This is a genomic window from Parahaliea maris, from assembly GCF_008064665.1.
In the GTDB taxonomy this organism is placed as follows: domain Bacteria; phylum Pseudomonadota; class Gammaproteobacteria; order Pseudomonadales; family Halieaceae; genus Parahaliea; species Parahaliea maris.
Map to the genome: position 1 here is coordinate 75,818 of NZ_VRZA01000009.1, position 23,272 is coordinate 99,089.

The window sequence follows — 23,272 nt, forward strand, 5'->3', positions numbered from 1 at the left end:
TCATGATTACTCCACCGCCTTCGCGACTTCGGGCTGCTTGAGCAGCATGTCCAGGGAGAGCCTCAGGCGTTCGAACAGGATATCGAACTCCTGCTCGCTGAAGGTTAGTGCCGGGGCAAAGCCGAGGATGTTATCACCAAAAGCGCGGAATACGATACCGGTGTCCCAGTCGATGCGGCTCAGGCGTTCGCGCAGCTTGAGGGAGGGGTCGAATCGCGCTTTGGTCCCTTTGTCGGCAACCAGCTCCAGAGCTCCAAGGAGGCCGCACTGGCGGGCATCGCCTACCAGGGGATGGTCCAGCATGCCCTGCAGCTTGTTCTCGAAATACGGCGCCAAGGTCATCAGGTCCAGCTCAACGCCTTCCGCCTCACAGGCAAACAGGGGGCCGGTACCGCCAAAGCCGTGACAAGGGTGCTGCCCTGCCTATGCGGGAGCAGCACCCGAATCCGGAACGCATGCAAGGTGAGTAATCGAAGGTGACAGGCAACCCTGTCGCCCGCTACAGCAGTGCGAGGAGCTCTTTTGTTTTTTGCTGCATCAGCGCCGCGTCACCACGCGACTCGACGTTGAGTCGCACCACCGGCTCGGTGTTGGACATTCGCAGGTTGAAGCGCCAGTCACCAAAACTCATGCTCAGGCCGTCGACTTTCTCTACGGCCTCCGCGCTGTCAGCATAGCGCTGCTCTACCAGGGCCAGCACTGCTGCCGGATCGTCAATGGTGCGATTGATCTCACCACTGCAGGGATAGGCCGCCATGCGCTCCGCCACCATGGCGGACAGGGGCTTGCCGTGCTGGGCCATCAGGCCGGTGACCAGCAGCCAGGGAATCATGCCACTGTCGCAGTAGGCGAAGTCACGGAAGTAATGGTGGGCGCTCATCTCGCCACCGTAGACCGCATTCTCCTTGCGCATTCTTTCCTTGATGAAGGCGTGACCGGTCTTGCTCTGGATGGGCACGCCGCCCAGGGATTCGGTAATGGCCACGGTGTTCCAGGTCAGGCGCGGGTCGTGAACGATGCCGGCACCGGGTTCCTTTTGCAGGAACGCCTCCGCCAGCAAACCCACCAGGTAATAGCCCTCGATAAATTCGCCGCGCTCGTCGAAGAAGAAACAGCGGTCGAAATCACCGTCCCAGGCGATGCCCAGGTCAGCACCGTGTTCACGAACGGCCGCGATGGTCGCGCTGCGGTTTTCTTCCAGCAGGGGGTTGGGCACGCCATTGGGAAAGTGACCGTCGGGCTGGTGGTGCAGTTTGATGAACTCAAAGGGCAGGTGGGGCTCCAGCAGGTCGACGATACGACCGGCGCCACCGTTGCCGGCATCCACCACGATTTTCAGGGGCTCGAGGGCCGCGACATCGATGTAGCCCAGCAGGTGCTCCACGTAGGCCGCGTCGGTATCGAGAGAATGCAACTGCCCGCGCTGTGCTGCCGGTGCAAATTCGTTGCGCTCCGCCAGGTCGCGGATGTCGAACAGGCCGGTATCCCCGGAAATCGGCTTGGACTCCTCGCGCACGAACTTCATGCCGTTGTAGTCCTTGGGATTGTGGCTCGCCGTTACGGCGATACCACCGTCCATGCCCGCGTGGGAGGTCGCGAAATAGATCTCCTCGGTACCGCTGAGGCCGATGTCGTAGACATCGACCCCCTGCTCCAGCAGACCCTCGCTGAGAGCGGCCTTGATGGCCTCGCTGGTCAGGCGAATGTCGTGGCCGACCACCACCTTCTTCGGTTTGACTACCTCGGCATAGGCGCGGCCAATACGGCGGGCGATATCCTCGTTGAGCTGGTCGGGAATGCGACCGCGAACGTCGTAGGCTTTAAAACAAGTGATCTTTCCGGTGTTGCCAGCGTCCACGTCAGCCCTGTTCCTTCTGGTAGATGTTCTCGTAGACGTAGTTGGTGGCCTCGACAAAGCCGGGCACGCTACCGCAGTCGAAGCGCCGGCCCTTGAATTTGTAGGCCATCACGCAACCCTGTTTGGCCTGGGTCTGCAGGGCGTCGGTCAACTGCAGCTCGCCGTTGGCGCCGGGGGGCGTATCGCGGATGATGTCGAAGATATCAGGCGTCAGGATGTAGCGACCGATAATGGCGAGGTTGGAGGGCGCATCCTTCGGGTCCGGCTTCTCCACCATGGAGTCGACCCGGTAAATACCGTCCTTCAAGGGCTCGCCGGCGATCACACCGTACTTGTGGACCTGATCTTCCGGCACTTCCTGGATGGCGACGATGGAGCAACGGAACTGCTTGTACAATTCGGCCATCTGCGACAGCACGCCGGGGCCGTCATTGATACAGAGGTCATCCGACAGGATCACGCCAAAAGGCTCGTTGCCAATCAGCGAGTGGCCGGTAAGGATGGCGTGGCCCAGGCCCAGCATTTCCCGCTGCCGCACCATGGTGAAGATCCCGTTATCCAGCACATTGCGAATACTGTCGAGATAGACTTCCTTGCCGGTGCCGGAGATCTGGTGTTCCAGCTCGTAGTTGATGTCGAAGTGGTCGGCAATGGAGCGCTTGCCGCGGCCCGTGACCATGGCGCAGGTATTCATCCCCGCCTCGATGGCTTCCTCCACGCCGTACTGCACCAGGGGTTTGTTAACAACCGGCAGCATCTCCTTGGGCATGCTTTTTGTGGCTGGCAAAAAACGGGTGCCATAGCCGGCTACCGGGAACAGGCATTTCTTGATCATATGCGGTTATCCTCGTCGTCGGTTTCGCCACAGCCACCCTCGCGGCCGTAGACATCTTCAAAGCGAACGATATCGTCCTCGCCCAGATAGGCGCCCGACTGGACTTCGATGAGTTCCAGCGGGATCTTGCCGGGATTGGCAAGGCGGTGCTTGTGACCCAGCGGTATGTAGGTGGATTCGTCTTCGGCCAGCATGAAGACCCTGTCCTCGCAGGTCACCTCGGCGGTGCCGTGCACCACGATCCAGTGCTCGGCCCGGTGGTGATGCATCTGCAGGGAGAGTTTCTGGCCCGGATTGACGATGATCCGCTTCACCTGGAAGCGGTCGGACTCCACCAGGGACTCGTAGGAGCCCCAGGGGCGATAAACCTTGGCGTGCAGCTCGGCCTCCCCGCGCTGCCCGGCCTTAAGCGCGGTCACGATACGCTTGACGTTCTGCACCTGGTCGCGGTCCGCCACCAGCACCGCGTCGGCGGTTTCCACCACTACCAGGTTCTCGACCCCGGTGGCGGCCACCAGCCGCGAGTCGCTGCGAAAATAACTGTTACTGCAGTTGTCGAGCAGCACGTCACCACTGGTGACGTTGCCGCTGGCATCCTGTGCACCCACTTCCCACAGGGCCGACCAGGCGCCGATATCCGACCAGCCGCAATCCAGGGCCACCACACCACCGGCGCCGGTGTGCTCCATCACCGCGTAATCGATGCTGTCCGCCGGGCAGCGGTTGAAGGCGGCGGCCTCAGGCCGTACAAAATCCATATCGGTCGCGGCGCCTGCCATGGCCTCGCGACAGGCTTCCAGCATGGCCGGGGCGTGCCGCTCGAGCTCGGCGAGGTAAGCGTCCGCGCGCAGCAGGAACATGCCGCTGTTCCACAGGAATTCGCCGCTTTCCAGATAGCCCCGGGCGGTCGCCTCATCGGGCTTTTCCACAAAGCGATCCAGTTCGTACACATCGGCTCCCAGCTCATTACCACGGCGGATGTAACCGTAACCGGTTTCCGGCTTGGAGGGCACCACACCAAAGGTCATAAGACGACCCGTTTGGGCCAACGGCAGGGCACAGGCTACCGCCTCGGTAAAGGCTTCCACCTGCTGGATCAGGTGATCCGCCGGCAGCACCAGCATGATCGCTTCCGGGTCTGTGGCCTGCAGGTGCAGGGCAGCCAGGGCCACGGCGGGCGCGGTATTGCGGCCGGCGGGCTCGAGGATCAGGGCGGTGGGCTCGATGGTAATCTGGCGCAATTGCTCAGCCACCATGAAGCGGTGCTCCTCGTTGCACACCACCAGGGGCGCCGCGGCCTCGAGGCCGGCAGTGCGTTGCAGGGTGGCCTGCAACATGGACATCTCCCCGGCCAGCGGCAGCAACTGCTTGGGGTGAAGTTCGCGGGACACGGGCCAGAGCCGGCTACCGACCCCTCCCGAAAGTAATACGGGGACTAACATATCATTCCTGTTGTTCTGGGCCCCAAGGTACCGGGCCTGTAAAGAGCCCTGCAATAACCAAGCCGACTCTGCGGGACCGCCATGTTAGCCGATAGCCAGAGTGCCACGCCAGCCGCCTCCCGTGCTGGACTTGTGGGCCGCAACCATTAGAATGGGCACGCTTGACTGAATACAGTCAGACACAACCATAGAATCAATATCCGAACCGGCCTGCACCATACCGGTTCGCACCCGCCCCGAACCGGCGCGCCCATAGTGCGATCACGGGCTAAACTGGAATCTATATGACCGGAAAAAGTGCATACGCCAAAGAGGAACTCGTCGCCTGCGGACTGGGCGAACTGTTTGGCCCTGGCAACGCTCAATTGCCCACCGACAACATGCTGATGCTGGATCGCATCACGCACATCGCCTCGGAGGGCGGGAAGTATGGCAAGGGAGAGATTGTCGCCGAGCTCGACATTCACCCCGACCTCTGGTTCTTCCAGTGCCACTTTCCCGGTGACCCTGTGATGCCAGGCTGCCTCGGCCTCGATGCCATGTGGCAGTTGGTCGGGTTCTTCCTCGGCTGGCGCGAAAACCCCGGTCGCGGCCGTGCGCTGGGCTCCGGCGAGGTGAAATTCACCGGCCAGATCCTGCCCACCGCCAACAAAGTAACCTATAACATTCATATGAAGCGTGTGATCGAGCGCAAACTGGTCATGGGCATTGCCGATGGCAGCGTCTCAGTAGACGGCCGCGAGATCTACACCGCCTCCGACCTCCGGGTCGGCCTGTTCAGTTCCACGGAGTCCTTCTAGGTCCAGCTATGTCCAGACGAGTAGTAGTCACCGGGCTGGGCATCGTGTCCTGCCTGGGCAACGATGCACAGACAGTCACCGAAGCCCTGCGCGAGGGGCGCTCGGGAATCTCCCTGCGCCAGGAACACATCGATATGGGCATGCGCTCGCACATTGCCGGCGCCCCCGAGATCGACTTTTCCGAGCTGATTGATCGCAAGCAGCTGCGCTTTATGGCAGACGCCGCGGCCTATGCCTACATCTCCATGCAGCAGGCCATTGCCGACTCCGGGCTGGAAGAGAAAGAAATCTCCAACGAGCGCACCGGCATCATCGCCGGCTCTGGCGGCGCCTCCTCTGCCAGCCAGACCGAGGCGGCCGATATCCTGCGCGAGCGCGGCCTGCGCCGGGTGGGCCCCTACCGGGTCACCCAGACCATGGGCAGCACCGTTTCCGCCTGCCTCGCCACCCCCTTCAAGATCAAGGGCGTGAACTACTCCATTTCCTCCGCCTGCTCCACCAGTGCCCACTGCATCGGCAACGCCATGGAGCAGATCCAGCTGAACAAGCAGGACATCGTGTTCGCCGGCGGCGGTGAGGAACTGCACTGGACCCTGTCCAGCCTGTTCGACGCCATGGGTGCCCTGTCCACCAAGTACAACGACACCCCCACCAAGGCCTCCCGCGCCTACGATGCCAACCGCGACGGCTTCGTGATCGCCGGCGGCGGCGGCATGCTGGTGCTGGAAGAACTGGAGCACGCAAAAGCCCGCGGCGCCAAAATCTACGCGGAACTGGTGGGCTACGGCGCCACCTCCGACGGCTACGATATGGTCGCCCCCTCCGGCGAAGGCGCGGTGCGCTGCATGCGCCAGGCCCTGAGCACGGTGGACGGCGCGATCGACTACATCAACGCCCACGGCACCTCGACCCCGGCTGGCGATATCCAGGAGCTGAAGGCGGTGCGCGCGGCCTACGAGGACCGGGACCACATTCCGGTCGTCGGCTCGACCAAGTCCCTCTCGGGCCACTCGCTGGGTGCTGCCGGCGTGCAGGAAGCGATCTACTCGCTGCTGATGCAACAGGCGGGCTTCATCGCCGCCTCGGCCAATATCGAGACGCTGGATCCGGAAGCGGAAGGCCTGCCCATCGCCACGTCGCGCCACGACAATGTGGACCTGCAGCGGGTAATGTCCAACAGCTTCGGCTTCGGCGGCACCAATGCGTCGCTGGTGTTCCAGAAGTACGCGGGCTGAGTACTCAACACCCTCAGCGACAGTGACTTCTTTTGCGGCCCAAGGAATGGGCCGCAGTAACACTCCTGTAATCCGAGCTACATCTCGATATCGGGAGCTCCGGTCGTAGGCCGGCCCCCATCGCTTCAGGGTGGGGTTCGGGACTCGCTGCAAGTACATCCATGTACGCTCCTAATCGGCATCCATGCCTCATAGGGTCCCTCACCCCACCCTGAAGCGACGTGTGCCTATATGCCAACGAACCGCTTCACTGCCTGGAATAGCTATAGCTGAAAGGCGCAGAATTCTCGAATCCAGTCGTTGGCACAGAGGCAGCGGCGGGGGAGGTTCCCGTAGGGACTGTGTGAGACATGGATGTCGAGCACAAGCCCCCATGGACGGGTTCACGGCGTGTCCCGGAGGGAACCTGCGCCGCCGCTGCCGGACTCTATCGAGCACGCCAAACCAATAATTGCCGATATCCGCAGTAGTGTTTCCACGATCACTGCGGACTGGATCAACTCAGTGATTCGAGCAGAATAACGTCCAGGGTATCACCCTCAGCCACCGTCACCCCCACCGGCACCACCGCCAGCGCATCACTGAAACACACCGAACTCAACACCCCCGAACTCTGGTTCGGATAGCGAACCGCCACCGGCTCGCCATCCTGCCGCTCCAGCGTCACCCGCAAATACTCCTGCCGACCACCAGCCTGCGAAACAGAAAAGCCCGCCCGGGCTGACATCGTCAGCGGTGCCACATCCGTCGCCCCCTGCGCCCGCAACAACCACGGCCTGGCGATCAAGCAGAACGTGACAAAACTGGAGGTGGGATTGCCCGGCAGGCCGATGAAAGGAGTACCGCAGACGTGACCATAGGCGAGGGGCTTGCCGGGCTTGATCGCCAGGCGCCACAGGGACAGCTCACCGAGGCGCTCGACCTGGGCCTTCACGTGGTCTTCCTCCCCTACGGACACGCCGCCGGAAGTAATCACACAGTCTGCCCGGCTGGCCAGGTCCTCAAGGGCGGCGGCCGTGGCCGGCCCGTTGTCGGGGAGGATGCCGCCGTCGACCACCTCCATGCCCAGCCGCTGCAGCAGCCCGGCCAGCAGATAGCGGTTGGAATTGTAGAGTTGACCCGGTTGCAGGCCGGCAGCGCTGCCGGGCTCGACCAGCTCGTCACCGGTGGAGGCCACGGCCACCCTGAGCGGGCGGTAAATGGCGACGTCCGCTACGCCGATGGAAGCCAGCAGGCCGAGGTCCTGGGGGCGCAGGCGGTGGCCGGCCTGGAGCACGGTGGCGCCGCAGGCGAGGTCCTGGCCCCGGGGGCGAATATTGGCACCGGTGCGAACATCGCCGGAGATCGTCACGACCCCGTCCCGCTCTTCACAGTTCTCCTGCATGACCACCGCATCGGCACCCGGGGGTACCGGCGCCCCGGTGAAAATCCGTGCAGCGGTGCCCGCGGCCAGCGGTGTCGGGGAGACGCCCGCAGGAATGCGCTGGCTTACCGGCAGGGGGCGGCCAGCGTCGGCGGCGCGCAGGGCGTAGCCGTCCATGGCGCTATTGTCTTCGGGGGGAACGTCCACCGCGGCGGTCACGGTTTCTGCCAGCACGGCACCGAGGGTATCGAGTAGTGGCCGCCGTGCACGCGGCGGCGGGGAAGGAACGCCGGCCAGCATGCGGGCCAGCGCTTCATCCACCGGTATCACTCAGCCGACTCCCTCACGGCGAGCACACCGACAAAATTGCAGGGGCGGTGGGTGGCATCCAGTTGCTCGCGAATCACGCCGTTCCAGGCGGTGCGGCAGGCGCCGGTGGAACCGGGCATGCAGAAGATCACGGTGTTGTTGGCGAAGCCCGCCACCGCCCGGGACTGGATAGTCGAGGAACCGATCTCCTCAAAGGACAGGGCGCGGAAGACCTCGCCAAAGCCCTCGATGTATTTGTCGAACAGTGGCGCGACGGCTTCGGGAGTCGAATCGCGACCGGAGAACCCGGTGCCACCGGTCACCAGTACCGCGTCGACACCGGCGTCGGCGATCCAGGCGGAGGTGACCGCGCGGATCTGGTAGATGTCGTCGCGCACGATGGCCTTGTCGACCGCGCGGTGCCCGGCCTCACCGAGAGCTTCCACCAGGTACTGACCGGAAGTGTCATCGGCTTCGCTGCGGGTATCGGACACGGTGAGCACCGCAATGCCCAAGGAAACAGGTTGTTCAGCTGCCGGAGGCATAGTCATTTCTCCGCTGATTGCAGGTTGTCGAAGTACAGCTTCACCGCATCGGCGATGAAACCGCGCCAGGGCACCTGCTTGATGGCAAAGGTATTGCGCAGGCGATTGCAGTCGAGGCGCCGGCTGAGGGTATAACCGGCTTCCTGCTCCTGCAGGGTGACCGCCTCGGGGCCAAACTCGGAAAACTGGGAGGCGGAGGCCAGCAGCACCTCGGCGAACTCGTAGCAGTTGGTGGCGTCGGAGCTACCATAGTGGAACACGCCCCGGGATTCTGCCCCGGCACTCAGCTGGTCCAGCATTCCGGAAACCACCCGTGCGGCGTCCGACGACGCCACCGGGCACCCTCTCAGGCTGTTGTCGAGGGTCAGCGTCCCACCCTGCATCAACTGCCCCAGCATGTGGGTGAGGACGTTGCGGCCGCGATAAGAAAACACCGGCCCCAGGCGCAACACGAGGCTTCGCTCGCAGGCCTGGACGGCAATTTCCTCCGCCCGCTGCAACATCCGGCCGATGGTCTCGGTACTGTCGGGGACATCCTGTTCGGTGTAGGGCCGCTCCTGCTCCCCGGCAAACACCCGGGAACAGGACAGCAGCAAGTAGATGGCGCCGTTGCGCTGGCAGGCCTTGGCCAGCCAGTGGCAGCGCTCGATATCGAGGTCGTAGAGCTGCTCACCGCTGTCCACTGCGCCCTGCAGGCGGGCGTCGACCACGATGTCCGGCCGGACCCGGCGCACGGCTTTCTTGGCGTGGCGCTCACTGCGCCAGCGGCTGGCGGCAAAGCCCACCGACTCGTACTCATGACGACCCACCCGGCTGAACTGCTGCTCGAGAGCCCAGCCGAGAGAGGTATCAGAACCCAGTATTAGTACACGCACCTGCGGCTATCCCTGGTACCGGCAACAGCAGGCTTGATCAGAATGGAATATCGTCGTCGTAGTCGGCGAAATCGGAGGGTGCAGCCTGGGGCGCGCCCTGGGGGCCACCATGAGATTGCGGCGCGCTCTGGGGCGGCGACTGGCGCGGTGCCTGCTGGGGCGGCTGGCTGTAACCACCGCCTGCGGGGGCGCTGTAGTCACCCTGGCCACCACCCGGCCGGCTGTCCAGCATCTGCATCTCGCTGGCCACGATCTCGGTGGTGTAGCGATCCTGGCCGTCCTGCCCCTGCCACTTGCGGGTGCGCAGGCTGCCTTCCACATACACCTTCGAACCCTTGCGCAGGTACTCGCCGGCAATCTCGCCGAGGCGGTTGAAAAACACTACCCGGTGCCATTCGGTGCGCTCCTGGGGCTGGCCGGTCTGCTTGTCTTTCCAGCTCTCCGAGGTGGCGATATTCACGTTGGTCACGGCACCACCGGACGGCATATAGCGGGTCTCGGGATCGGCGCCGAGGTTGCCCACCAGTATCACTTTGTTCACGCCGCGTGAGGCCATGCTGCTTCCCCTGTCATGTGCAGATAAATGACGATAATCAAGCCGGAGACTATAGCAACCACACCCGCCAATTGCGACAGCAGCAGGCGCCAAAAGCGATCGGAAAACGCCGTCTGCTCAGCCCCGCAGGGCAGCCAGGGCCGCCGAGGCATTGCGCCAGAGGCGCCTCTGCCAGGCAGGCGCCGCCCGGGCACAGGCTGACTCCTCCCAGCCCAGCACCTTGTCTGTGGCCTTGTAACCGAGCCAGCGCAAGGGCTCAGGCTCCCAGCGCCTGAGCACCTGCCGGGGCAGCCCACGATGCGCCCAGGGCATTTGCGCCAGGTCGCTGTCGGGCGCCACCACCAGGTCCGCCAGGGTGCGCGCCATCAGGTTGGCAGCGCCGACACCCTCACCCAGGTACCCCCCCGCCGTGCCGAAGCCGCTGGCGGCATCAAATACTGCGTGGGGGCAGGCCCGTCGCGGAATCCCCAGGGTGCCACCCCAGCAATGGGTAATCGCCACGTCCTCGAGCTGGGGCAGGCAGGCCCGCAGCAGCCGGGCGATGCCGGCAAAGGCCGCGCCGTCGGCGCGAAAGTCGGCCCGGGGCTCGCCGCCAAAGCGGTAACTGCCGCGGGAACCGAACACCAGCCGGTTGTCCGCCCGGCGCTGGGCGTAGGTAATCAGCGGGCTGGCATCGGAAAACACTTCGTATTCGGCCAGGCCAACGGCGCGCCACTGGGCATCGCTCAACGGCTCCGTGGCCAGCACCCGGCTCTGTACCGGCAGCACATGACGGCGCTGCTCCGGCAGGTTCCAGCTGAAGCCCTCAACCGCCAGCAAACGTACGGGAGCGGTGACGGCGCCACCGGCGGTGAGTACCGCGGTGTCGGTGAAGCCGGTCACCGCACTCTGTTCAAAGATCTCCACCCCCAGGCCCGCCACGCATTGCGCCAGCGACCGCGCCAGGCGCGCGGGGTGGATGCGGGCGACGTGGGGCGTATAGATGGCCCCCAGCGGCTGGTGCAGCCTGAGGCGCTCGGCCAGCTCGCCGCTGTGCAGCCAGCGGTAGTCTTCCTCGCCGTAGCCGAGTTCGCGGTAGTGAGCCAGGTGGGCCAGCTGGGTCTCGCGCTGCTCCGGGTAGCGCGCCGCGGCAAACAGGCCGCCACCGCGCCGGTAGTCGCAGTCGATCTGCTCCCGGGCCAGCACCTGCTCCACCTCGGGCAGAATGCCCAGAATGGCCCTGCGGGCGGCGGCCCTGTGCTGGCCTTCCAGCCCTGCCAGCAGCTTTTGCTCCCCTTCCACGGCCGCCATCATCCAGCCGCCATTGCGGCCCGAGGCACCGAAACCGCAGATATCGCGCTCGAGGATACAGATCGAGAGTGAGGGTTGCCGCCGCTTCAGGTAGTAGGCCGTCCACAGGCCGGTGTAGCCGCCGCCGACGATGGCGACATCGAACTGCCGGTCGCCGGGTAGTGCAGGGCGCGCCTCCGCCGGGCCGAGGTCAGCCATCCACAGGCTGATATCGGGGTAGTGCACGTCGGCCAGGGGCTTCACGGACGGGGCAGCTCACCCTCGGCCGTCGCCGCCGGTTCCGCGCCACCGGCAATTGCGGTCATCCGCGGCAGGGCCAGCAGCAGCCAGCCCAGCGCCAGCCCGAGGCACAACAGGGCCAGGCCGTGGGCACCCCACTGCGCCAGCAGCACGCCGCCCAGGGCGCCACCGGCAAAAGCGCCCAGAAACTGGCAGGTGGCGTAGATGCCCAGGGCAGTACCCCGCCCCCGGGCGGACACCGTCTTGCTGACCAGTGACGGCAGGGTGGCCTCGAGATAATTGAATCCCACGAAGAACAACCAGAGCCCCAACCACAGCAGCGCGGGGATTTCGGGCGCCGCCAACAGGGCCAGCGCCAGGGACAGGATGGCCAGCCCGGCGGCGAAGGCCTGCCGCGGGCGGCCGCCGCGCTCTGCCCGGCGCATCAGCGGCAGCACCCCCAGGAGCGACAGCAGCACCACCGCAAGGTAGACCTGCCAGTGGGCCTCGCGACTCACTCCCAGCCCCGACTCCAGCATGCCCGGGATCACCAGGAAGGCCGCCATCAGAATGAAATGCAGGATGAACACGCCGGCATTGAGGCGCAACAACTCGGGATCGGACAGGCTGTACCGCAGCATATTGCCGCGTGCTCCGACCTCATCGTGGGCGCGGGCGGAGACCGGTGAGCTGGGGACAACCAACAGCACCACACCAATCCCGGCCAGCGCCAGCACCACCGTCAGGAAAAACACGGCCGACAAACCACCCCAGGAAGCGACCAGGGGCCCGAGGATCAGGGCGAAGGTAAAGGCCAGGCCGATACTCGCACCGACGATGGCCATCGCCTTGGTGCGCTGTTCGCTGCGGGTCTGATCGGCCACCAGCGCCATGATGGTCCCGGCGATGGCCCCGGCCCCCTGCAGGGCGCGGCCGAGGATAATGCCCTGCACGCTGTCTGCCAGTCCGGCGATCAAGCTGCCCAGGGCGAACATCAGCAGGCCGCCGACGATGACCGGCCGGCGCCCCACCCGGTCGGAAAGCCAGCCCAGCGGGATCTGCAACAGCGCCTGACTCAGGCCGTAGACGCCGAGGGCCAGACCAATCAGGGTCGGACTGGCGCCGGGAAGGTCGGCGGCGTAGAGCGCCAGCAACGGCAGGACCATAAACAGGCCCAGCATGCGAAAACTGTAAAGGAGGGCGAGCGACGCGACAGTGCGGCGCTCGAACGGATTCATCGGCTCACGGGTAATCACGGACAACTGTCTTTTTACAAGGCGCGGCTATGTTATCAGCTTCCGCTGGGGGTTAGCAGCTTCCGCCGAGGGTTAGCAGCTTCCGCTGGGGGTGGCAGCTTCCGCCCGGCCCAACCTGACCCACCATCAACCGTGGGCGATAGGGCCCTCACTGAACAGGTAGTCCCGCAGTTCCTTGTCCATGGTGGGGTCCCGGCGGCGAATCCACTCGAGGACCATGGCGGCGTGTTCCTTCTCTTCATCCCGGTTGTGCGCCAGGATCGCCTTGAGTTCCTCGTCCTTGCAGGCGTCCACTCGCTGGTTGTACCAGTCAACGGCCTCCAGTTCCTCCATCAGCGAGGTGATGGCCCGGTGCATGTCGCGGGTTTCATCAGAGAGCTCTGCAATCGGCTCGTGGTAGCCTTCGTTAGCCATGGGGTTCTCCTGTTGTAAACGCAGATAGTAAACGCAGATAGTAAACGCAGATAGTAAGCGCAGAAAGTGAACGCAGAAAGTGAACGCAGAATGAGCGCAGCCGGTACAACGCGTTCCGGGACGGTACCACAGTTTGCGGTCTCCCTGAGGACGCCAGGGGAGCCTCCCTGCACCCCGTTGCCTGCCACCCGCTTTTGCGGCTATAGTTGACGGTCCTGAAGGCAGCCAACCGCTGCCTTTTCTTTTTTACTGACCGCCCCCAGCGCCGCCTTGCCAGACGCGGCCGGGAACAGCTGTCCCTGAGAGCAGAGGATTACACCGTGGCCGTGCCAGAACCCGCACCCGCCGCTGCAGCGGCGTCCGCCCTGATGCCAACCTACGCCAGACTCCCCGTGAGCTTCACCCACGGTGAAGGCGTGTACCTGTTCGACGGCGAGGGGCGACGCTACCTGGACGCCATCTCCGGCATCGGTGTCAACGGCCTCGGCCACGCCCACCCGGCGCTCACTGCAGCGCTGCAGGCGCAAGTGGCGAAACTGATCCACACCTCGAACCTGTACCACATTGCCGAACAGGAGACACTGGCCAGCAACCTGACCGCCGTGTCCGGCATGGAAACCTGCTTTTTCGGCAATTCGGGCGCCGAGGCCAATGAAGCCGCCATCAAACTGGCGCGCCTGTACGGGCACCACCGCGGTGTCGACAAACCCGCCATTATCGTCATGGAGAACTCGTTCCACGGCAGGACCCTGGCCACCCTGAGCGCCACCGGCAACCGCAAGATCCAGGCCGGCTTCGAGCCCCTGGTCAGCGGCTTCGTGCGCGCACCCCTGAACGACATGGCGGCCATCCGGCAAATTGCCATCAACAATCCCGACGTGGTGGCCGTGTTACTGGAGCCGATCCAGGGCGAAGGGGGCCTGCGCATGGCCGACACCGACTACCTGCGCCAGCTCCGTGAACTCTGCGACCAGAAGCAGTGGCTGATGATGCTGGACGAGGTCCAGACCGGCAACGGCCGCACCGGGTCCTACTTCGCCTACCAGCAACTGGGCTTCAGCCCCGACGTGGTCACCACCGCCAAAGGGCTGGGTAACGGCGTACCCATTGGCGCCTGCCTGGCCCGGGGCACCGCCGCCTCGGTATTTGCCGCGGGCCATCACGGCTCCACCTACGGTGGCAACCCGCTGGTCTGTGCCGCCGCCAATACCGTGATCAACACCATCGTCGACGAGGGCCTGGCGCAACAGGCCGCCCAGCGCGGCGAGCAGCTTCGCGCCGCCCTCGCACGGGAACTCGCGGGTGACAGCCGGGTAGTGGAAATCCGCGGCCGCGGGCTGATGGTCGGGATCGAACTCGACCGGGACTGCGGCGAGCTGGTAGCGCTCGGCCTGGAACACGGCCTGCTGATCAACGTGACCGCCGGTCGGGTGCTCCGCCTCCTGCCGCCGCTGATTATCAGCGAAGCCCAGGTGGAAGAGCTCGCCGGCGGCATCAAAACACTGCTGGATAAACTGGACTGAGCGCAATCGGCTTCGAAACACGCCGTCCTGAACTGAACCGGAATAAAGAGTAACGTCATGGCCGAACTTCGCCACTTCCTGACCCTCCAGGATCTCAGCCCCCAGGAACTGCAGGCGCTGCTGGAGCGCGCCATCGAAATGAAACGGGAGCACCGCGAGGGCAGGGACCAGGGCCAGTTCCCCGGTGCCGTGCTGGCCATGATCTTCGCCAAATCCTCCACCCGCACCCGGGTGTCCTTCGAGGCGGGCATGGCCCAACTCGGCGGCCACGCCATGTTCCTGTCGCCCCAGGACACCCAACTGGGCCGCGGCGAGCCGGTGGAAGACAGCGCCCGGGTCATTTCCTCGATGGTCGACATCGTCATGATCCGCACCTTCGGCCACGACATTGTCGAGCGCTTTGCCGCCCATTCCAGCGTGCCGGTGATCAACGCCCTCACCGACGACTACCACCCCTGCCAGCTGCTGGCGGATATGCAGACCTACCTGGAGCACCGGGGCCCGATTGCCGGCAAGACCGTGTGCTGGGTGGGAGACGGCAATAATATGTGCCAGTCCTACATCAACGCCGCCGCCCAGTTCGACTTTACCCTGCGGGTAGCCTGCCCGCCCGGCTACGAACCCGACAGCGCCCTGCTGGCGAAACATGCCGACCGGGTCAGCGTGGTTCACGACCCCAAAGCGGCCGCCGCCGGCGCCGACCTGCTGGTCACCGACGTCTGGGCGTCCATGGGCCAGGAAGAGGAGCAGCGGGAGCGGGCGGAGAACTTCGCGCCCTACCAGGTGAACCGGGAACTGATGGACCTGGCCGCTACCGATGCCCTCTACATGCACTGCCTGCCCGCCCACCGCGGCGAGGAGATCAGTGCCGAACTGATGGATGACCCCGATACGGTCATCTGGGACGAGGCGGAAAATCGCCTGCACGCGCAAAAGGCGCTGATGGAATTTTTGCTCAAGGCCAACCGCTGAAGCGGGCACTTCTGTTCGCTAAATAACCAGCCCGTCTATACAATCATTTTTTAAGAAAAAATAAATCGAACGGCCCCGACCGGGCCCCCGTCGCCCGCCTGCGGCTTCCACCCGCGTATTTGGCGGGCTCGGGGGTAAGTGAGCGCAGACCTTTCGGCTGCCCACAACTTATCCACAGAATAAACCCACTGTCATACTCTTGAACTACCCCCTAACTCGCATTATCTTGTACCCATTCCAGCACAAAACCCCAAGATATAGGGTGTCACTGTTGAATAACGCACCACATCCGGCCCCGATCCCATAAGCGGGTGCCATAGCGGTGCACACTGTGGAGCGCTGGCAAGCAGCGCCCCGCAGCCCGGACCTGACCACACAATGCACGTATCACCGGCAAGCCCAAGTGAACGTGTAGAGCATGTAAAACATGTTGGGCATGTAAGCAGGTAAAGAGTCAGGCCGGATACCGGACACGGAGTGAACGTAGGGAGTGCATCGCCGGAACAGACCGGCGAGCAAAAACAGGGGAGACCAAGGCAGCCCGCCAACCAGCTGTCTTTTGCACAGGCCGGCGCCGTCAGGGCACGGCCTGTGCGCCAACTTCAGCCCCACTCCCTGGACATTGTCGCGGCCCGACCCCAGTCACAACCCCACCGGGTTGGTCGGGGACGAGCGGCAGTCAGGATTGACGCGGTACGCCGCGTCGGTAAGGCGGTAACCCGAGAACAATAAGGTTCCCTTTCGGTCCAACTATTACGGTCAGAAGCAGGCGCCAGCCACCCACATCGGAGCACATATGCAGACAGAAACCAGCCCCAGCGGCCGCCCGGTCGAATCCCCCGTCACCTCCCGCGAAGAAGCCGGCGTCAGCGCCAACATCGCGGCGACTGCCCCCGGGCAACTGCGCGTCATCAAGCGCAACGGCACGGTGGTCTCCTTCGAGGCCAGCAAAATCTCGGTGGCCATCACCAAGGCCTTCCTGGCCGTTGAGGGCGGCACCGCGGCGGCCTCCAGCCGCATCCACGAGACCGTGGCCAAGCTGACCGAGCAGGTCACCGGCACCTTCCAGCGCCGTATGCCTTCCGGGGGTACTGTCCATATCGAGGATATCCAGGACCAGGTGGAACTGGCCCTGATGCGCGCCGGCGAGCACAAAATCGCCCGCGACTACGTGATCTACCGGGAAGAGCAGTCGCGCAAACGCGCCGCCCGCCAGGCCCTGTCTCCGGCCACCCAGGAAGCCGCCGTGGGTATCACGGTGGTCCAGCCCGACGGCAGCCGCCTGCCGCTGGATATCGAGCGCCTGCACACCATCGTGTCCGAAGCCTGCGCCGACCTGTCCGATGTCAGTGAGACCCGCATTCTCGACGAGGCCCTGAAGAACCTCTACGACGGTGTGACCGCCAATGAGCTGTCCACCTCCCTGGTGATCACCGCCCGCACCCTGATCGAGCAGGAGCCCAACTACAGCTACGTCGCCGCCCGTCTGCTCTGCGACAACCTGCGCGCCGAGGCCCTCGGCTTCCTCGGGGTGGCCGACTCCGCCACCCAGGCCGACATGAGCCGCCTGTACGCCGAGGCCCTGCCCGCCTATGTCGAGCGCGGCGCCGCCCTCGAGCTGGTGTCCCCGGCCCTGAAAGACTTCGACCTCGAGCGCCTGGGCCAGGCCCTGCTGCCCGAACGCGACCTGCAGTTCACCTACCTGGGCCTGCAGACCCTGTACGACCGCTACTTCATCCACAGCGAGGAAGTGCGCTTCGAGCTGCCGCAGATCTTCTTCATGCGCGTGGCCATGGGCCTGGCGGTGGAAGAGGACGACAAGAACGCCCGCGCCATCGAGTTCTACGAGCTGCTGTCCTCCTTCGACTACATGAGCTCCACCCCCACCCTGTTCAACGCCGGCACCCTGCGCCCGCAGCTGTCCTCCTGCTACCTGACCACGGTACCGGACGACCTGCGCGGCATTTACGGCGCCATCCAGGACAACGCCATGCTGTCCAAATTTGCCGGCGGCCTGGGTAACGACTGGACGCCGGTTCGCGGCCTCGGCTCCTACATCAAGGGCACCAACGGCAAATCCCAGGGCGTGGTCCCCTTCCTCAAGGTGGTGAACGACACCGCGGTGGCCGTAAACCAGGGCGGCAAGCGCAAGGGCGCGGTGTGCGCCTACCTCGAGACCTGGCACATGGACATCGAGGAATTTGTGGAGCTGCGCAAAAACACCGGTGACGACCGCCGCCGCACCCACGATATGAACACCGCCAACTGGATCCCCGACCTGTTCATGAAGCGGGTGTTCGACGACGGCGAATGGACCCTGTTCTCCCCCAACGACGTGCCGGACCTGCACGACCTGTACGGTACCGCCTTCGAGGAACGCTACACCCACTACGAAGAGCAGGCCCGCGCCGGCAAACTGAAGCTGCACAAGAAAGTGCGCGCCCAGAACCTGTGGCGCAAGATGCTCGGCATGCTGTTCGAGACCGGCCACCCCTGGATGACCTTCAAGGACCCCTGCAACCTGCGCTCGCCGCAGCAGCACGTGGGCGTGGTGCACTCTTCCAACCTGTGCACCGAGATCACCCTGAACACCAAGGCCAACGAAGAGATCGCCGTGTGCAACCTGGGTTCCGTGAACCTGCCCCAGCACATCGACGAGAACGGCCTGAACCTGGAGAAGCTGGAAAAAACCGTGCGCACCGCCGTGCGCATGCTGGATAACGTGATCGACATCAACTACTACTCTGTCGATACCGCCCAGAATTCCAACTTCAAGCACCGCCCGGTGGGCCTCGGCCTGATGGGCTTCCAGGACGCCCTGTACAAGCAGCACATCGCCTATGGCTCCGACGATGCGGTAACCTTCGCCGACCGTTCCATGGAAGCGATCAGCTACTTCGCCATCGAGGCCTCCAGCGAGCTGGCTACCGAGCGCGGCAGCTACTCCAGCTACGAGGGCTCCCTGTGGAGCCAGGGCATCTTCCCGATCGACTCCCTGGATATCCTCGAAAAGCAGCGCGGCGCCGATTACATCAGCATCAACCGCGATGCGACCCTGGACTGGGACAGCCTGCGCGCCACCGTGAAGGCCCAGGGCATGCGCAACTCCAACGTGATGGCGATCGCCCCCACCGCGACCATCGCCAACATCACTGGCGTATCCCAGTCCATCGAGCCCACGTACCAGAACCTGTACGTGAAATCGAACCTGTCCGGAGAGTTCACCGTGGTCAACCCCTACCTGGTACGCGACCTGAAAGCGCGCAAGCTGTGGGACGGGGTGATGGTCAACGACCTCAAGTACTACGACGGCAGCGTACAGCAGATCGACCGGGTGCCGGCCGACCTGAAGGCGGTCTACGCCACCGCCTTCGAGGTAGAGCCGCGCTGGCTGGTGGACGCCGCCAGCCGCCGCCAGAAGTGGATCGACCAGGCCCAGTCCCTGAACCTGTACATCAACAACGCCAGCGGCAAGAAGCTCGACATCACCTACCGCATGGCGTGGTTCTCGGGCCTCAAGACCACCTACTACCTGCGCTCGCTGGCGGCCACCGGCACCGAGAAATCCACCATCAGCACCGGCAACCTGAATGCCGTCTCCTCTGGTGAATCCGCCGGCGGCCCGGCCCCCGTGCCGAAGGCCTGCTCGCTGGATGACCCGGACTGTGAGGCCTGCCAATAAGGCAGGCCCCGACTCAACGGGTAAACGTCGACACACACGCATAGCAAAGAAGACAGATTTCAGGAGAACGAAACGTAATGCTGAATTGGGATGACTACCACAAGGAAGAATCCACCCCCGCCAGGCGCACAGCTCCGCCCGTACAGGAAGCGGTTGCCGAACCCGCGCCCGTAGCACAGGAAGCCGCTGCAGCACCTGCTCCAGCACCCCAGGCAGAGGCAGCCGTTAAACCGGCCGCCCCTTCCACCACCGACGCTGAAACCGCCGCCCCCGAAGTGGCCGCGGACAACATCGCCGAGGCCGCCCGCGCCATCGAGAACCTCGATGTCGCCCCCGGCCTGGAAGAACTGGAAATGGGTGCCGCCCGGGTCTCGGTTGACGAAAAGGCGATGATCAACTGCCGCGCCGACCTCAACCAACTGGTGCCTTTCAAATACGACTGGGCCTGGCAGAAATACCTGGACGGCTGCGCCAATCACTGGATGCCCCAGGAAATCAACATGACGGCCGACGTCGCCACCTGGAAAAGCGCCGACGGCCTGTCGGAAGACGAGCGTCGCATCGTCATGCGCTCCCTGGGTTACTTCTCCACCGCCGACTCGCTGGTGGCCAACAACCTGGTGCTGGCGCTGTACCGCCTGATCACCAACCCCGAGTGTCGCCAGTACCTGCTGCGCCAGGCCTTCGAGGAGGCGATCCACACCCACGCCTACCAATACTGCATCGAGTCGCTGGGCATGGACGAGGGCGAGGTGTTCAACATGTACCGCGAGGTGCCCTCCGTTGCCGCCAAGGCGGCCTGGAGCCTGAGCCACACCCACAGCCTGTCGGACCCGACCTTCAAGACCGGTACCATCGAGACCGATCGCGAACTGCTGCGCAACCTGATCGGCTTCTACGCGGTGACCGAGGGCATCTTCTTCTATTGCGGCTTTACCCAGATCCTGTCCATGGGCCGCCGCAACAAGATGACCGGCGTGGCGGAGCAGTTCCAGTACATCCTGCGCGACGAGTCCATGCACCTGAACTTCGGTATCGACGTGATCAACCAGATCAAGCTGGAGAACCCCCAGCTGTGGACTGAGGACTTCAAGCAGGAAGTGATCCAGATGATCCTGGAAGGCACCCAACTGGAAATCGCCTACGCCCGGGACACCATGCCTCGCGGCGTGCTGGGCATGAACGCGGCCATGATGGAGGAGTACCTGCACTTCATCGCCAACCGCCGCCTGTCCCAGCTGGGCCTGCCGGAGCAGTTCCCCGGCGCCGCCAACCCCTTCCCGTGGATGAGCGAGATCATGGACCTGCGCAAGGAGAAGAACTTCTTCGAGACCCGGGTTATCGAGTACCAGACTGGCGGCGCCCTGAGTTGGGATTAAAGTGCGCCGCCACCCCTCGCCCGGCGTACCCCGCCGGGCGGGAAACAATGAGTGAAACAGCCGTATCCATAACAGGCAACTAACCGGTCACGAGCCGGATACAACGAGGGACCAGAGATGGACAATCGCGACAAGTCGCCCAAGGATAGTGAAACGGTTCTGATGGCGCTGGACCAGATCAGCCAGACCATCGACGTCATGACCAGCGTCGTCGGCCGCCTTCGCACCTATGTGCAGGAAGAGGCCGCCAGTGCCGGCAAGCAGGCCAACCTGCAGGAGGAGATGCGGCCGGATCGCATTCTGCACTGACCCGCAAGACGCCCCCCGGGGCGCGCCGGCACCCACTACGGTTTTGCTGCCAGCAAAACCGGGTTACCCCTCCCCCGCCATTTCCCCACCTTTGATTCGCCGAGCTGTTGGCCTGTTCTAAAAACTCTGCCCCAGCGTCAGGTACCAGGCACTCTGCCCGGTGGTGGAATAGCCATAGCCGAACAGCATGGCGCCCAGTATCGTATCTGCCCCCCAGAACACGCCGGTGCCGCCAATCCAGTCGAAAGGGTCCTCTGACAACGGATCGTCAATCCGCCCCGCCTCCATTGACATACCCAGGTAGAGCCCCTCACCGAGCTGGGTCGGCAATCTGGCGTACTGGTGGTAATAACCCAGGGTGGCCAGCTGGTAGCGATCGCCGGTCAGTTGCTGCAGGAACAGGCCCGAGAGACGCCTGGCTCCACCCAGCTGGTACCTGTCCTGAACGAGGAGGTTGCCGTCACCGTTGAGGTCACCGCCCGCTTCGATGCTGGCGGCAAAAGTATGACTGCCAATGCTGTGCGCGCCGCGCAGTTCGAGGCGCACAGCCAGTTGCTCAGTGTCCGACCCCCAGTCGGGCAGGCCCGCCTCCGCGTCCAGGCGCACCAGCGCGCCATGTCGCGGAAAAGCGTAACTGTCGAGCTGGTCGTGCACCCCGGTCAGGCGCAATCCCGCCTGCTGGTAGCTGCGCTCTTCCGTGACGGGGTTGAAAAAGCCAAAGTCGGGCGTGGTGTCGGCGTAGGACAGGAAAGGGCCGAAACGCAGCTCCCCGCCCCGGCCCGACACGCCGACATCGAAACCACCCGAGGCCTCCACCACGGTCACGTCACCGATCCGGTCCTCTCCCCGGTAGGCCTGGATGATCTCGCGGCGCGCCGCGAGGTAGGCCGCCATAAAGGCGCCGTCACGCAGCTGCAGCGGCTGCGCAAATTCCGTCGACAGGTAGGAGTCGTAGCCGAGTTGTCCGTCGACTCGCCAGCTGGCGCCGAGGCGATTGATCCAGTTGCGCCGGTAACTGGCCGCGAGATTGAGCTGGCTGGGGCTGTTGAAGTCGGTGGCAGCGCCCAGGCCGAACTTGAGAAAGCCCGGCCCCCAGGGTTTGGAGGTCGCCTCCACCTCGATCCGCGCGGCTTCTCCCTCCGGCAGTATGGAGTAGCCGATATAGGAGTAATCTCCCCGTCCGTAAGCATTGCCAATGTCGGTACCCAGGTGATGCAGATCGAAGTCATCCCCCACAGACGCATGGATATCCTGCATGATGGCGGTCTCGGCGACGTTGCGACCGCTCGCCGCGACCAGGGCGTTTACCTGGCGCTGCGGTGGCTTGCGTGCGGCGCGTCCCGCCAGCCACCGGGCGTACTCTTCAGTCCCCAGGCTCAAGCTGGCCAGCCCGTCGCGCTGGGCCTGCACCGCCTCGCGCCCGCTCTGGATGATGGGGGCCAGGTCGCTGAAGTCACTGGAGGTGTAGTCCGCCAGCTCCGGCACGATCAGAACATCACTGGCGGTGAGCTCGGCCAGGGACCGCTGCACGTTCTGCTCGGTGAGCAGCACGATGGCCTGAGAGGCGACGGCGAGGGAGGAGGTCAGGGACTCGCGGGAGTTGGGCGGGGTGCCGAGGTTTACCGCCACCACCACGTCGCCACAGGTTGCCCGGGCGACGTCCACCGGCAGATTGCGAACCAGACCGCCGTCGGCGTAGATCCGGCCGTCGATCTCCATCGGCGCCAGCACCGCCGGCAGCGACATGCTGGCCCGCATGACACGGGTGATATCACCCCGGTCAAACACCTTCATCGCTCCGGATTCCAGGTCGGTGGCCACGGCCCGGAAAGGCGTGGGCAGGTTGTCAAAGTCCTGTTGCGCCAGCGCGAGACCCGTGCCCAGCAACTCTTTCAGGAACAGCTCGAACTTGTAGCCGGAAGAGGCCCCGGCGGGAAGCTGCACTCCGGACTCGTTGACCCCGAGAGAGAATCCGAACAGCGGGCGGTAGTCATCCCGGCGCTGGCTGTGGTCGCGCTCCGGGCGGGGCGGATTGTCGTCGAACAGCTCGGCGATTTCCATTGCCTCCAGCTCCTGCTGCATGCCGGCGGGATCGATCCCCGCCGCGTAAACGCCTCCGACCAGGGCCCCCATACTGGTACCGACCACGCAGTCCACCGGCACCCGCATTTCCTCCAGGGCCTGCAGCACCCCGATATGGGCCAGGCCCCTGGCGCCGCCCCCGGACAGCACCAGGGCCACGCCGGGATGTTCGCGGCCGGTTTCCGTTCCGGCTGTAACGGGCAATGCGACAAGGCAGCCCAGCAACAGGAGGGGCAGGGTGAAGAGCGACCGGGGCGCTGTTATCAAGGTCATGATTTCACTCTCGGTACAGGATCCTTAAAGGTGCATGATAGCCAGTCGCGGCCGG

At 64.4% G+C, this 23,272-nt stretch carries 19 protein-coding genes; 7 read left to right on the top strand and 12 right to left on the bottom strand.

Annotated elements, in window-relative coordinates:
- Positions 1–6: 6 nt before the first annotated feature.
- The 4 genes from FV139_RS19210 to FV139_RS19225 form a co-directional block, all read right to left on the bottom strand.
- Positions 7–342 carry a PLP-dependent aminotransferase family protein gene (locus FV139_RS19210; protein WP_148070110.1) on the bottom strand — a complete coding sequence of 112 codons (336 nt, stop codon included), beginning with the start codon at positions 340–342 and terminating at the stop codon, positions 7–9.
- Between the two features lie 157 nt (positions 343–499).
- On the bottom strand, positions 500–1,858 hold the full coding sequence (locus FV139_RS19215; protein WP_148070111.1) for a phosphohexomutase domain-containing protein: 1,359 nt from the start codon (positions 1,856–1,858) through the stop codon (positions 500–502).
- 1 nt (position 1,859) lies between these two features.
- On the bottom strand, positions 1,860–2,693 hold the full coding sequence (galU, locus tag FV139_RS19220; protein WP_148070112.1) for a UTP--glucose-1-phosphate uridylyltransferase GalU: 834 nt from the start codon (positions 2,691–2,693) through the stop codon (positions 1,860–1,862).
- Positions 2,690–4,135, bottom strand: coding sequence for a mannose-1-phosphate guanylyltransferase/mannose-6-phosphate isomerase (locus tag FV139_RS19225; protein WP_148070113.1), 1,446 nt, complete (start codon positions 4,133–4,135; stop codon positions 2,690–2,692). The genes galU and FV139_RS19225 overlap by 4 nt, the downstream gene beginning before the upstream one ends.
- A gap of 284 nt (positions 4,136–4,419) precedes the next feature.
- Between FV139_RS19225 and fabA the strand changes: the two genes are divergently transcribed.
- Together fabA and fabB are read left to right on the top strand one after the other, a co-directional pair.
- Complete coding sequence (gene fabA / locus FV139_RS19230) at positions 4,420–4,935, top strand: 3-hydroxyacyl-[acyl-carrier-protein] dehydratase FabA (RefSeq protein WP_148070114.1); 516 nt, start codon at positions 4,420–4,422, stop codon at positions 4,933–4,935.
- An 8-nt stretch (positions 4,936–4,943) separates the two neighbouring features.
- A complete protein-coding gene (fabB, locus tag FV139_RS19235; RefSeq protein WP_148070115.1) occupies positions 4,944–6,170 on the top strand; it encodes a beta-ketoacyl-ACP synthase I in 1,227 nt (408 codons plus the stop codon).
- 496 nt (positions 6,171–6,666) lie between these two features.
- Here fabB and FV139_RS19240 read toward each other — a convergent pair whose 3' ends face one another.
- From FV139_RS19240 to FV139_RS19270, 7 genes are all read right to left on the bottom strand, one after another.
- Positions 6,667–7,863: a molybdopterin molybdotransferase MoeA gene (locus FV139_RS19240; RefSeq protein WP_148070116.1), complete on the bottom strand. Its 1,197-nt coding sequence runs from the start codon at positions 7,861–7,863 to the stop codon at positions 6,667–6,669.
- Positions 7,860–8,387 (bottom strand): molybdenum cofactor biosynthesis protein B, encoded by a 528-nt coding sequence (gene moaB, locus FV139_RS19245; protein ID WP_148070117.1) that lies wholly within the window; start codon positions 8,385–8,387, stop codon positions 7,860–7,862. The genes FV139_RS19240 and moaB overlap by 4 nt, the downstream gene beginning before the upstream one ends.
- 2 nt (positions 8,388–8,389) lie before the next feature.
- A complete protein-coding gene (locus tag FV139_RS19250) occupies positions 8,390–9,262 on the bottom strand; it encodes a sugar nucleotide-binding protein (RefSeq protein WP_148070118.1) in 873 nt (290 codons plus the stop codon).
- 37 nt (positions 9,263–9,299) lie between these two features.
- A complete protein-coding gene (ssb, locus tag FV139_RS19255; RefSeq protein ID WP_148070119.1) occupies positions 9,300–9,818 on the bottom strand; it encodes a single-stranded DNA-binding protein in 519 nt (172 codons plus the stop codon).
- A gap of 117 nt (positions 9,819–9,935) precedes the next feature.
- The gene (locus FV139_RS19260; protein WP_213004183.1) at positions 9,936–11,351 is read right to left on the bottom strand and encodes an NAD(P)/FAD-dependent oxidoreductase; all 1,416 of its coding nucleotides are present in this window, start codon (positions 11,349–11,351) and stop codon (positions 9,936–9,938) included.
- On the bottom strand, positions 11,348–12,583 hold the full coding sequence (locus tag FV139_RS19265) for an MFS transporter (protein WP_235898730.1): 1,236 nt from the start codon (positions 12,581–12,583) through the stop codon (positions 11,348–11,350). Before FV139_RS19265 ends, FV139_RS19260 begins: the two co-directional genes overlap by 4 nt.
- A 126-nt stretch (positions 12,584–12,709) precedes the next feature.
- Complete coding sequence (locus FV139_RS19270; protein WP_148070120.1) at positions 12,710–12,997, bottom strand: encapsulin-associated ferritin-like protein; 288 nt, start codon at positions 12,995–12,997, stop codon at positions 12,710–12,712.
- A gap of 368 nt (positions 12,998–13,365) precedes the next feature.
- On the opposite strand from FV139_RS19270, the gene FV139_RS19275 reads away from it, so the two are divergent.
- The 5 genes from FV139_RS19275 to FV139_RS19295 all read left to right on the top strand — a co-directional run bounded on the left by FV139_RS19275 (position 13,366) and on the right by FV139_RS19295 (position 20,862).
- Positions 13,366–14,520, top strand: a complete 1,155-nt coding sequence (locus tag FV139_RS19275; protein ID WP_148070169.1) for an aspartate aminotransferase family protein — start codon at positions 13,366–13,368, stop codon at positions 14,518–14,520.
- Positions 14,521–14,577: 57 nt separating this feature from the next.
- Entirely contained in the window at positions 14,578–15,492 is a 915-nt protein-coding gene (gene argF / locus FV139_RS19280) for an ornithine carbamoyltransferase (protein WP_148070121.1), read from the top strand.
- A gap of 796 nt (positions 15,493–16,288) precedes the next feature.
- On the top strand, positions 16,289–19,174 hold the full coding sequence (locus FV139_RS19285; protein WP_148070122.1) for a ribonucleoside-diphosphate reductase subunit alpha: 2,886 nt from the start codon (positions 16,289–16,291) through the stop codon (positions 19,172–19,174).
- A 77-nt stretch (positions 19,175–19,251) separates the two neighbouring features.
- A complete protein-coding gene (locus FV139_RS19290) occupies positions 19,252–20,553 on the top strand; it encodes a ribonucleotide-diphosphate reductase subunit beta (RefSeq protein WP_148070123.1) in 1,302 nt (433 codons plus the stop codon).
- 117 nt (positions 20,554–20,670) lie between these two features.
- Complete coding sequence (locus tag FV139_RS19295; RefSeq protein ID WP_148070124.1) at positions 20,671–20,862, top strand: hypothetical protein; 192 nt, start codon at positions 20,671–20,673, stop codon at positions 20,860–20,862.
- Positions 20,863–20,979: 117 nt separating this feature from the next.
- On the opposite strand, the gene FV139_RS19300 is transcribed toward FV139_RS19295, so the two are convergent.
- Entirely contained in the window at positions 20,980–23,217 is a 2,238-nt protein-coding gene (locus tag FV139_RS19300; protein ID WP_148070125.1) for a patatin-like phospholipase family protein, read from the bottom strand.
- Positions 23,218–23,272 lie beyond the last annotated feature (55 nt).